Raw genomic sequence first — 10,991 nt, 5'->3', positions numbered from 1 at the left:
GCTGCCCGATCTTCGCGTGCAGCTTCTCAACCTCCGCCTCGGCCACCTTCGCGCTCTCCGGCGCCGCCGCCTTGCCGGAGAACACCGCCGTCAGCCCCTCCATGGCCTGCCGCTTCCACTCACCCACCATCGTCTGGTGAATGCCGTGCTTGGCCGCCAGCTGCGCCGTCGTCAGCTCACCCCGCAGCGCCTCCAGCGCCACCTTCGCCTTAAACTCCGCCGAGTACCGCGTCCGCTTGCCCGTCATCCAGGGCCATCCTTCTCACAAGCGAACCGAGCTTACCCGCCTGTCCGAAATCCAGGGACCACCTCACTCAACCCGCCGAATGTCGTCGGCGGGCACGGCGATCAGAGCGTGATGGGTCTCAACTATCGAAGCGCGCCAATTAGAGAGCGGCCCGGAGATCCCGCAGACTGGTTCAGGTCCTCTATGCATGGCGACCCCGATACGACGATCTTCAAGACCTACGAGGGTGATCCAGTTTGGCTCCGGATTGTCCAAGGGTCACATGAGGAGCAACATAGCTTCCAGGTCCATGGCCTCCGCTGGCGGCGTTACCGGGGTCAGCTTGACTCCGCAGTTCGGAACCAACAGTCGCTTGGGATCTCGGAAGCTTATACTTTCATCAACCAAGTGCCGATCGGTCCGGGCGATCACCTGTACAAACTGTCTGGCGCTGACGATCTATGGCTCGGCTGCTGGGGACTAATCCGCGTGCTGCCGCGGCCCATAGCCGGCGAGCCTTTGGAGTTGTCCAGACCGGAAGGCGAGCCATGGCCATTGCCGGCTGAGTCACCCGCACCGGCGATGGAACGGCGCTTCAGAGTCAAAGCCGAGCGACAGCGGCTGCTGTATCGCTCGGATATCGTCGACCCTTATGGCTTGGTTTACCGACTCACTGGCACCAAAGAGCTTGGCGGCGAATGGATGCCAACAGGACCGAGCAAAGGCAATGTACGAGAGCCACTTATTCTGTGGTGCAGAGAAGGCGAGAGGGTTGTCGTCGAGCTGACCAATAGCATCGAGCTTTTGCCAAGTGAGAGCCTCGAGCCTGAGCCGCACGCACCGGAGGTTCCGGTGGAAAAGGCGGACCGTCCGGTTTCATCGCATGTTTCGATGCACGCGGACCTCGTGCGCTATCAAATTCGGGCAGCTGATGGAGCGAACGTCGGCCACAATCCCGTTCAAACAGCGCAGCCTGGGGAAACGAAGCTGTACGAGTGGGATACGTCCCGTCCGACAAGCGAAGATTCGAATGAGGGTGAGGCGCTCGGCCCTCTGCTGCTTCAGGACATGGCGGACTTCCGCAATCACCGTCATCATGGCCTTGTCGGCGCTCTGGTTGTCCTTCCGAAGGACGCAACCCCTTTCGAGGTGCAACCCCGAAGGGCACGCGCCAGGAGCACGGCTAAGGCCGTCTGGCACGGGTCACGAGTGACGGTGGTACGAAAAGGCGAAGCTCCTTCGAACCCGGCGGCAGAGAGGGAGGAGCATATGGTGCTGCTGATGCAGGATGGCCTGCGGCTTTTTATGAAAGGCAAGGGCGGCAATGTGGGATTCCCCCTGCCGGATCCACCGAATGAAGAAGCTGGCGACGCTGAGAAAGAGGATCAGGGGCAGAAGGGCTTTAACTACCGTACTGAACCATTGGGTCCAGTGTTCGACCCGCAGGGTAACCCTTACACCCGGCTGCGACCTGATCCCGCAACGCCTGTCTGGCACGTCCCGAGCGGCGCTGAAGTCAGGCTCCATTTAGTCGGCGCTTGCGACAAACCACGCCACCACAGCTTTACGATCCACGGTGTCACATGGCGGGAAGACCGCTTTGAACCGCCCACTGGTCCTGTGCCTTGGGTGTCCTCCGAGTCGGCCGTGAGTTGCGGCACAGCGAGGACACTAGCGTTCAAAATTCCTGTACATCCAGGGCACAAGGCACGAGATCTCGCATATCGTAGCGGCGTTCTGAAATGGGACGTACCGCAGGGTCTGTGGGGAATCATACGCGTCAAAAGCCAAGCACGCGATGAAGTGTCAGCAGGCGCTGTGACAATCAGCTTGCTGGGGGCAGCTGCCGCATCGGCCGTCGCTGCAGTGTCAATGTTCGGACAGCGTCGCCGGCGCAAAAGAAAGTGACACTACGTCAGCTTTATTGCACCATGACAGCGTGGATGCTCGGCATGAGCTGTGGGCGCCGTGCCAGCGCAAACTGGAAGCCCAGCCGGCCAGCGTCCTTGCCGTTGGCCACGTCCGGGTGCTCGGCAACCAGCGTCCAGCCCTGAGCCGCAGCAAATGCACGAACGCTCGCCTGCTGTGCCTTCAGCCCGAGGCCGCTGTGGTCCTGCTCATCGGCCGAGACCCGGTAGAAATCGACCGCGAGCTTGGGGGCGCCGTGGTGCAGCGCCGACCGCATCAGCTGACCTCTGCGAGACGGTAGACAGTGTAGCTGCCCTTGGCGCCCTCCTTGCCGAGACCGACCTGCCGAACCCGTTCGGCTGCCTCGACCGCAATGCCGTTGCGTCGCTTAAGCCCAGCGAAGAAGCCGCGGACCGTGTGGGCCTGCCACCCAGTGGCCTCGGCGATCTGGCCAACGGTGGCGCCCTTTGGCCGGCGCAGCATGGCGAGCACCTGCTGCTGCTTGGTGCCCTCGCACGGCTTACGAGGGCCGGTGGGGCGGGCTGCAGCTTTGGGCTTCTCCACGATGGCGCAGAGAGCCGTGGTGGCGTCGATCGGATCCGCGCGCTCGCCAGCCTCGTCTTCCCATCCAACTTAGACTCAGTGGATAACGTCGTGCAGGCGAAGGCGCGCCGGCGCTGCTTTGGAGAGCGCTCGGGTGGCCTTCGTGCCGGTAGATGCTATAAGGTTTTTGCGCAGTTACCTGCGTCGCCAGCAACGTGCTGCCAAAATCCTGAGGGCGCGTCGGCAGGTTCAGAAACGATGCTTCGCCCCTCGGTTGCCGCTGGCTTCATCGTGGCCGCCGGATCACTTCCGCCATGCGGATCAAAGCTCCGGTTGCTCGACGCTAGGTAACTTCGCGTTGTGCGACATAGTTTCGTTGATGACCTCTTCCGCCATAGAGTGTCCGCGCCAGCACCAAAAAATTGAGGAAGCGCCGTGAACAAAATCCGAGAGCATGCTACCGGCTTATCGCGCCGCGCGGCCATCTACGCTGCCCTCGCCGCCACCTCGGCGAAGCAAGCTGCTGCGCAGGACGTGGATTGGCCGTCCCGCCCGGTCCGCGTGATTGTGCCATGGCCCCCTGGAGGTACGGCCGACAGCGTCGCCCGGCTCCTCTTTGCGGAAACCTCGCAGCGTACCCGGCAGCAATTCGTCGTCGACAACCGCGCCGGCGCCACAGGGATGATCGGCAGCGGGTATGCTGCGAGCCAGCCTGCGGACGGTTACACGATCCTCTATGGAACGACGCCGCTATCCACCTCAGTACTATTCCCACAGCTCACTTTCGACCCTGTGCGCGACCTGGTCCCAGTCTTCCAGGCGATCACCGTGCCGCAGCTCTTGTTGATGCACCCCTGCGTCCAGGCCAAGTCCGTCAGGGAGGTCATCGCTGATGCCAAGGCGCGGCCGGGAACGCAGAACTGGGCCTCGGCCGGCAGCGGCGGCGTTCAGCACCTCGCGCTCGAGCTGTTCGCACGGCGCGCCGGCATCCACGTCAACCACATTCCATATCGCGGTGGTGGCCCTGCCACGAATGATCTGCTGGCCGGCCAAGTACAGTACTACTGGGGTAATGCCGATACGGCGATCTCGTTCGTCACAGAGCGGCGGCTGAAGGCACTCTGCCATACCGGCGCGACACAGTTGGCCTCGCTGCCTGACCTTCCTCCACTTTCCGATACGCTGCCTGGCTTTGAGACATACGAGTGGAATGGCCTATTCCTGCCCACCGGCACGCCCCGAGCTATCGTACTCCGTCTCAATGCAATGCTGAACGAGACTCTTGCAGCGCCGCACGTCGCTGAAAGGCTGCGTAGCCTGGACCTGCAGGCGCGGGCGAACACACCAGAGCAATTCGCCACCTTCTTCCGTGACCAGAGCACGCGCTGGAACGGCTTCATTAAGCAAGCCGGCATTCGGCTTGAGTGAATTACACATTGGTGGGCTCCCGCCACGTCACCGCATAAGCGGCTATCCGGGACCGCTCAAAAAACCACCTGGTGGACCAACTCCCTGATTACACCGCGACAGCATCGCGCTCCCCGCGGTGCGTCTACAGGGCGCCTCCTTGAGGCACAGCGATACCACGCTCCGTCAGTGCGCGAACCACCGCCGAACATGAGGTAATGCCGGCTCCACGAAGGCATCGACCTCAAGCGCCGATCAGTGCGCCGCACGCTCAGCCGCCTCGCGTCGCGCGAGTGTGGCCGAAGCGGTGTCCGGACCTCCCAGCACCGCCCTGGTGCGCTCGCTGGTCAGCTCGCGCTCCTTCTGCGCCACGGCGGCGTAGATCCGCATCATCAGATCATCGGCGCCCGGCATATCTGCCGCCTGGACCTGATAGCCCTCCTCCAGCAGCCCGGACAGTGTGTGGGCGCGCCGGGTTATCCGGTCGCGCCGGGCGTCGACCAGCACCGCCCCGAGCTGGCGGCAGCGGGCTAGCGCTGCCTGGAAGCGGGGCCGGCGGTCGCCCTTGCCGCTGGCGACGTCGGAGTATTCGGCAACCGGCGTCTAGCCTTGGGCCTCGACATAGGCCCGAACACTGGCCTGCTGCGCCTCCAGCCCGAGCCCGCTGTGGCCCTGCTCGGAGGTGGAGACGCGGTAGTGCCCGACCGCGAGCTTGGCGGCGCCGTGCAGCGCCGGCCGCATCAGCCCGCCTCCGTGATGCGGTAGACGGTGTAGCTGCCCTTGGCGCCCTTCCTTGCCGGGACCGACCTGCCGGACCCGCTCAGCAGCCTCGCCGCGATGCCTTGGCGCCGCTTCAGCCCAGCGAAGAAGCCGCGGACTGTGTGGGCTTGCCAGCCGGTGGCCTCGGCGATCTGGACGACGGTGGCGCCCTCGGGCCGGCGCAGCATGGCGAGCACCTGCTGCTGCTTGGCGCCCTCACGCGGCTTGCGCTGACCGGCGGGGCCGGGCGCAGGCACCGGCTTGACCAAGATGGCGCGGAGGGCGGCGATGGCGTCCGGTAGGGCCGCGCGCTCGCCGGCCGCGCCGTCCCAAGCGGCCAGGACACGGTGGGCAGCGTCGCGCAGGCTGGGGCGTGCCGAGGGTGCCGTGGAGGGTTACCAGGCGGGCTCTGCGCCGGTGGGCAGTGCGAGGACCTCCGCAGCCGCAGGGGCTACCAGCGGCGTGCTACCGGGCTCCTGGGCCGCGGCGGCAGGGACTGCGTCCCGTCCGCCAGCATTAGGCAGGACGGTGAGGCCAAGTGGGCCGGGCACCGCCGGCGCAAGCCGGTGCACGGCTACAAGGCGCACGTGGCGACCGACGAAGGTGCCGGCTTGGTGCGTGTGTCGAGGTCACGACGGTCAACGTGCACGATGCAGCCGAGTTGGTAGCGGTGCTGCCACCGGAGCCGGGCAACGTCTATGGCGACAGCGCCTTCACCGGCGGGCCGGCGGAGCGGCTGATCATCAGCCGCGGCGGCCGGCCGCGCACGATGTGTACCGGCATCTGGGGCCGCGGCCCGGACGCGCTCGCGCGGCTCGAAGCGAACAACGCGGCGGTCCGGCGGGTTCACTGCCGCATCGAGAAGGTGTTCGGCACCTGGAAGCGCAGCTATGGCCTACGGCGGATGCGTTGGCTCGGCCTTGCCAAGGCAGGTCTGCAGGTGCGGCTTGCTGCCATAGCCTACAATCTTCGGCGCACCGTTACCCTGTTGCACGCTGCGGCAGCCTGACATGGGACGAGTCTGTCCGCTTCGCCCCTTAGCCTTCCGGGGCAGACCAACACCGACGCGCATCACAGTGCCCGAGGCGCCCCGAAGCCCACACCGCGAAGATCTGTGCACTTTCTGCGCATCCGCGCACAACTCTCACGACGCCGCAGCCAGCTTCTAGAATGCGGCCGCCCTGCGGGACATCTTGCGGGAAGCGGTCATGCAGCGCCGACATGTCGAGCTCCGCTGTGTCGGCTGCAAAGTGGCCGGTGCTCGGGGAATAGTTCCGAAATAGGTATGGCTCTTAGATATTTGGGTCGCTGGTGGCGCTATGGCCGAAAGCGCGGCTCGACACATCAGCTGTATGCAGGTCCGGATCGCCTCCTCCGGCCCGCTCGAGATGCGATTTCAGGCTCTGCAACGCGGCTTCCGCGCTGAAACGGGCCGCGTCCTCCGGCGTCTCCGGTCCAGTGGGGTCGGCCGCCTGGGCGGTGTCGCGCTGCAGGGACAGCGTCAACGTCGTTACCCCCTTTGTCCCATGTACCCGCCACTCTCCAGCCGGATCGAAGGACCAACGCACCGTGCCGGCAGCACGGTCGCTTTCCAAGCCGGCGTCCGGCAGCTCCGTCTCCTCACGCCGCAGTTGCGGCAACCAGTGACGCAGATGAGTGAGGTCGGCCAAATAGGCGAAGACCTCGTCGGCTGGGCGGGCGATCGTGATCTGCTGTTCCATCCTCCCGGAACGCCAAATGCAATGCTGCAGTTGCGGTCAGACCAGGCTCGTGTTGGGCTCCGGGGTGGTTGTTGGACACCCCACGCCGAAACGGCATGGAGGCCGGCAAGCAGGGCTTTGCCCCAGCGCCAGGCGTCGAGCCCCACCCGATAGGCCCGCTTGCCGGTCAGCCGGGTGCTCTCTTGGCCGCATCTGGGTTCGAGCCGGCGTCCTCGTCGAGGTCCTCGACGAGTTCCTTCAGCGCCGATTCGTCAAGCTTTTTGGCCTTCTCGATCAGTTGGTCGGCCTCGGCCTCCCGTCCCTCAGCGAGCTTTCCCAGTGCCGCTTCGCCGAGGTTCCTTGCCTTCTCGTGCCGGTCGTCGGCCTGGGTCGACCCTTTGCCTTGCTGTGCCATGATGTGCTCCGCGCAGGATCACGCCAGAACTGGCAGCCAAGGATTCGGTTCCGGCTAATACCGTCCCCGGCCTGCCCTGCCTGCGCTAGCCGAGCACGATGTCCCGGCTAGCGAGCAGCGCGCCGGACTTGAGGCGATCGGCGGATTTTCTGCGCAGGAACAGCGCCTCGCGCTGACGCGGGTCGCGCAGGGCATTGAACAGTTTATCACGCTCATTCCGTGGCTCGATGATCAAGTAGAACTGTGTCACCAGCGGCGCTCGCCCCGGCGTCGTCGCCGCGACATGGACTGGTTCACCCCGCGCATCCAGAACGCGGCCGCGCAGGTGCGTCACCGCGCCCTGCGCCCGTGCGGCCTCACCTGAAACCCGCACCAGGTCGGCGGCCGAATCGCCCGACCAGTCCACGGGATAGAAGGGCTCGCTCGTCTGCAGTGGCGTAGGCAGGAGCGAAGTGGTATGGGCCAACCCCACCGTACCGGGATCAGCGACCCGACCGCCGTGGCGGCAAGCCCCGAGACCACGAGACGGCGACCGAGCAGCGACGGCGTGGTGGGCGGCGGCATTGCGGCCTCCGTTGGTAGGGTGCTTAGGGATTTGGTCGTGGCGACCGTGCGTCGCGAGGTCGGGCGCGCCGGTCAGGCTTCGAGGGCAAAGTCGGCGACCCGGAACCCATGCCAGTACGCCCGGCCCAGGTAGAGACCGGGCCGGAGCAGCCGCAGCTCGTCGCGGACGCTGCGTGCGACCAGGGACGTCCGCGAGTAGTCGAGGATGATACACTCGCGCCCGTCCAGCATGCTCATCTCCTTCCGGACCTCAGCGGTGACGGCACGAACCCCGAAGGGTAGCACCCGATTGATCACCCGCCGCGTCGCAGCGTTGAAGACCTTACCGCGCCACGCAAGGCGGCCGGCCGATGCCGCTATGCCGCGTAGGGGTACGACGTCCAGCGGGAGGATGAGCGTCCCACGGTACTCACCGTCCGGCCCCGGCCCGGCTTCCGCGCTGGCGAAGAGCTCGTCCAGGTCGGCCCGCCGCAGGCGGAGGAGCTGCGCAGGGGTGTGGGGCGGCACGTCGCGGGTGTTCTGTGCGGATGTCACGTCCTCGTCCTGCTGTTAGTCCGGCGACGGCTTGATGCCGGCACAGGAGCGGAACGCGCACCCGCATGCCCTGATGCCGAGGCGTGTTGCCCCCTCCGCCCGGGCATGCTGACTGGGCGGGCAGCACGCCAATTCATTGGGGGGCGGAATGATCGAGATCGGTATGGGCAGCGTTCAGGTTGGCGAGTGCGACGTGATGGGGCATATGAACGTCCGACACTACGTCTCGCGCGCCCTTGAAGCGCTGGACTGGCTCGGACTTGAGCTTGGATTAGGACCCGCAAATGCGCGCGAGCACGGTGCCGGGTTGGTCCCAGCCGACCAGCACATCCGCTTCGTCCGTGAGCTCCCGGCCGGCACCCCGTTCTCGATCCATGGCGGGGTCGTTCACCGGCGGGGCGATACCCTCAGGCTCTACCAGGAGATCCGGAACGTTGCCGCTGGCGCCGTGGCGGCGACGATCGTGACCGACGCTGTGCTGGCCGACACGCGGACCGGTGCCCCTCGCCCCCTGCTCTCCGGCATTGCCGATGCTGTGACCCCTCTTGCAGTCGTTGTGCCAGACTACGCCGCCCCGCGGGGCCTCGGCTTCGACCCTCCACGGGAGCCATTGTCTTTGAAGCACGCGGTGGAGCTCGGCCTGAGCCAAACCTACAAGGGCACGGTGCAGACCACGGAGTGCAACGACAACGGCCTGTTGCGCGTCGACGGCGTGATGGCCCGCATCTGGGACGGGGTGCCGAACTCGCCAGCCCGTGACGTGCGCCGGCGGGGACAGCCCAGCGGGAAGGTCGGCAGCGCAGCACTCGAATACCGCCTGGTCTACCACCGCCCCATCCGGGCCGGCGATCTGGTCACGGTCCGCAGCGGCCTCAAGGCCGTGGGGAGCAAAACCACGACCTGGGCGCACTGGCTCTTTGACGGCGAGAGCGGCGTGACGGTCGCTGCGGCCGAGGCCATTGGGGTCTCCTTCGACCTCACGACGCGGAAGGCTATCGGCATGGATGAGGAAGTGCGCCGCGCGCTGGAGGAGCTCGTCGTGCCCGGCCTCTCCGTTTAGCGGCACCAGCGGGCCTGAGCCAGCCTGCCGCCGATCGAGCAGGCGCGGGCCTTCGTCAACCGACGGTGATCGAGACATGGCGGAGGTGGGCTCGATCCCACCTCCGAAAGCGTCCGCACAGTCCTCCTAAGGTACCGTGCTCCCGACTTGAAGCGAAGCGCCAGGGTGCTTGCGCCGCCTGTTGGCTCGCTCGATTTCATGAGGCGCGCCAGCCCCCTGTGTCAGAGCAGTTGTCGCCTGGATAGGATCGCGCAATGAGGGGGCGCGGGTGATCGAGAATGGCGAGAGACGGACAAGCCTTCAGGGACCGCATCGTGGCGCGGCTGCTACCGCCGGAGAGCGCGGCCATTGATGTGGTGTCCCGAGAGGTTGGGGTCAGCGTTGCAACCTTGGAACGCTGGCGGGCCCAGGCGCTGGCCGCACCCGGTGAGCTGACGAACAACCAGCGCTGGACGCCGGCGGCACGGCTGGAGGCGGTGATCACCACGGCGACGATGGATGAGGCCGCCCGCAGCACCTGGTGCCGCGAGCAAGGCCTCTACCCCGCCGAGCTGGAGGCCTGGAAGCATGATGCCATTGCCGGCCTCGGCGAGCCGCGGGCGGCGAGTGCCGTCGAGGCGCGGCAGGACCGGCGACGGGTCCGGGAGCTCGAGCGCGAGTTGCACCGCAAGGACAAGGCTTTGGCTGAGACGGCCGCCTTGCTGGTGCTGCGAAAAAAACTGGATGCGGTCTTCCGCGACGGCGAGGACGAATGACCCGCCTGGAGGACCGCCAGACCCTGATGGCCGAGATCACGGCGGCCAGCGCCGCCGGCGCCCGGCTCGCCCCAGCCTGTGCCTTGGCCGGCATCGACCTGCGGACCTTTCAGCGCTGGCGTGGCGAGAACGGTCAGGTCCGGGCCGACCGCCGGCCCGACGCCATCCGGCCCAGGCCCTCGCAGGCCCTGAGCGAGGTGGAGCGGGCGCAGATCGTAGAGTTGGCCAATCAGCCACGCTTCGCCAGCACGCCGCCGGCCCGGATCGTCCCGGTGCTGGCCGACGAGGGCGTCTATGTCGCCAGCGAGGCCAGCTTCCATCGCGTGCTGCGTGACCATGGCCAGATGCAACGCCGCGGCCGGGCTCGCCCGCCGCGGACAGCAGGGCCGCCCAGCACGCATGTGGCCACCGCTCCAGGGCAGGTCTGGTGTTGGGATGTGACCTTCCTGCGGGCCCAGGTGCAGGGGCGCTGGTTCTACCTGTTCCTGATCCTCGACCTGTTCAGCCGCAAGATCGTCGGCCATGAGGTCCATGAGACTGACCAGGCCGAGCACGCCGCGCATCTGGTCCGCCGCACCGCGCTGGCCGAGGACATCCATGCCCGTGCGCACCGTCCGGTGCTGCACGGCGACAATGGCTCGAGCGTCAAGGGCACCACCGTGCTGGCCATGCTGCACTGGCTCGGGATCGCGCCATCGCACTCGCGGCCCAGGGTCAGCGACGATAATGCCTATGCCGAGGCGCTGTTCCGCACCGCCAAGTACCGCCCCGACTTCCCCACCGCGGGCTTTGCCGATCTCGCCGAGGCACGGCACTGGGCGGCCGCCTTCGTGCGCTGGTACAACCACGAACACCGTCACAGCGGCATCCGCTACGTCACCCCGGCCCAGCGCCATGCCACCGAGGACCGGCCCATCCTGGCCGCCCGCCACGCGCTGTACCAGCAGGCCCGCGAGGCCAATCCCCGCCGCTGGAGCGGGCCGACCCGCAATTGGACCCCGATCGGCGCCGTTACCCTCAACCCAGAGCGCGACAGCAGCGTCGCGGTCAGCACATTGAAGCAAACCGGATAGGGGGGCGATTACGAGACCAAGGCGACAACTATCTTGACGCGCACCGC

Annotated in this window: 13 protein-coding genes and 2 pseudogenes; 5 read left to right on the top strand and 10 right to left on the bottom strand. The window is 66.5% G+C overall.

Going from position 1 to position 10,991, the window contains the following annotated elements:
* Window positions 1-247 (bottom strand): transposase (locus BLR02_RS27260; protein WP_143018351.1); only part of this gene is annotated, 247 nt, incomplete at its 3' end.
* A gap of 561 nt (window positions 248-808) precedes the next feature.
* On the opposite strand from BLR02_RS27260, the gene BLR02_RS29065 reads away from it, so the two are divergent.
* A complete protein-coding gene (locus tag BLR02_RS29065; protein WP_143018350.1) occupies window positions 809-2,134 on the top strand; it encodes a hypothetical protein in 1,326 nt (441 codons plus the stop codon).
* A 13-nt stretch (window positions 2,135-2,147) separates the two neighbouring features.
* On the opposite strand, the gene BLR02_RS27250 is transcribed toward BLR02_RS29065, so the two are convergent.
* Window positions 2,148-2,411 carry a recombinase family protein gene (locus tag BLR02_RS27250; RefSeq protein WP_090665379.1) on the bottom strand — a complete coding sequence of 88 codons (264 nt, stop codon included), beginning with the start codon at window positions 2,409-2,411 and terminating at the stop codon, window positions 2,148-2,150.
* Complete coding sequence (locus BLR02_RS27245; protein ID WP_218128098.1) at window positions 2,411-2,698, bottom strand: DUF3489 domain-containing protein; 288 nt, start codon at window positions 2,696-2,698, stop codon at window positions 2,411-2,413. The genes BLR02_RS27250 and BLR02_RS27245 overlap by 1 nt, the downstream gene beginning before the upstream one ends.
* Before the next feature lie 414 nt (window positions 2,699-3,112).
* Here BLR02_RS27245 and BLR02_RS27240 point away from each other — a divergent pair, with 414 nt between their 5' ends.
* Complete coding sequence (locus BLR02_RS27240) at window positions 3,113-4,105, top strand: tripartite tricarboxylate transporter substrate binding protein (RefSeq protein WP_090665377.1); 993 nt, start codon at window positions 3,113-3,115, stop codon at window positions 4,103-4,105.
* 234 nt (window positions 4,106-4,339) lie between these two features.
* Here BLR02_RS27240 and BLR02_RS27235 read toward each other — a convergent pair.
* The 3 genes and pseudogenes from BLR02_RS27235 to BLR02_RS27230 form a co-directional block, all read right to left on the bottom strand.
* Window positions 4,340-4,666 (bottom strand): annotated as a pseudogene (locus tag BLR02_RS27235) (recombinase family protein); the annotation flags it as partial.
* Between the two features lie 21 nt (window positions 4,667-4,687).
* Entirely contained in the window at window positions 4,688-4,825 is a 138-nt protein-coding gene (locus BLR02_RS29895) for a hypothetical protein (protein ID WP_176849868.1), read from the bottom strand.
* A complete protein-coding gene (locus BLR02_RS27230; protein ID WP_218128097.1) occupies window positions 4,825-5,100 on the bottom strand; it encodes a DUF3489 domain-containing protein in 276 nt (91 codons plus the stop codon). The genes BLR02_RS29895 and BLR02_RS27230 overlap by 1 nt, the downstream gene beginning before the upstream one ends.
* A 281-nt stretch (window positions 5,101-5,381) precedes the next feature.
* Here BLR02_RS27230 and BLR02_RS27225 point away from each other — a divergent pair, with 281 nt between their 5' ends.
* Window positions 5,382-5,852, top strand: coding sequence for a transposase (locus tag BLR02_RS27225; protein ID WP_090665375.1), 471 nt, complete (start codon window positions 5,382-5,384; stop codon window positions 5,850-5,852).
* A 283-nt stretch (window positions 5,853-6,135) separates the two neighbouring features.
* Here the strand turns inward: BLR02_RS27225 and BLR02_RS27220 are convergent, their stop codons facing one another.
* From BLR02_RS27220 to BLR02_RS27205, 4 genes are all read right to left on the bottom strand, one after another.
* The gene (locus BLR02_RS27220) at window positions 6,136-6,564 is read right to left on the bottom strand and encodes an SRPBCC family protein (RefSeq protein ID WP_090665374.1); all 429 of its coding nucleotides are present in this window, start codon (window positions 6,562-6,564) and stop codon (window positions 6,136-6,138) included.
* A 166-nt stretch (window positions 6,565-6,730) separates the two neighbouring features.
* Window positions 6,731-6,958, bottom strand: a complete 228-nt coding sequence (locus tag BLR02_RS27215) for a hypothetical protein (RefSeq protein WP_090665373.1) — start codon at window positions 6,956-6,958, stop codon at window positions 6,731-6,733.
* Between the two features lie 85 nt (window positions 6,959-7,043).
* Window positions 7,044-7,364, bottom strand: a complete 321-nt coding sequence (locus BLR02_RS27210; protein ID WP_218128096.1) for a hypothetical protein — start codon at window positions 7,362-7,364, stop codon at window positions 7,044-7,046.
* 230 nt (window positions 7,365-7,594) lie between these two features.
* Complete coding sequence (locus tag BLR02_RS27205) at window positions 7,595-8,056, bottom strand: hypothetical protein (protein ID WP_218128095.1); 462 nt, start codon at window positions 8,054-8,056, stop codon at window positions 7,595-7,597.
* Window positions 8,057-8,204: 148 nt separating this feature from the next.
* On the opposite strand from BLR02_RS27205, the gene BLR02_RS27200 reads away from it, so the two are divergent.
* Window positions 8,205-9,116: a thioesterase family protein gene (locus tag BLR02_RS27200; RefSeq protein WP_090665371.1), complete on the top strand. Its 912-nt coding sequence runs from the start codon at window positions 8,205-8,207 to the stop codon at window positions 9,114-9,116.
* 278 nt (window positions 9,117-9,394) lie between these two features.
* A pseudogene (locus BLR02_RS27195) lies at window positions 9,395-10,944 on the top strand (IS3 family transposase).
* Window positions 10,945-10,991: the final 47 nt, after the last annotated feature.

It is taken from the genome of Belnapia rosea, from assembly GCF_900101615.1.
Classification (GTDB): domain Bacteria; phylum Pseudomonadota; class Alphaproteobacteria; order Acetobacterales; family Acetobacteraceae; genus Belnapia; species Belnapia rosea.
This window is presented reverse-complemented; position numbering and strand designations above follow the sequence as displayed.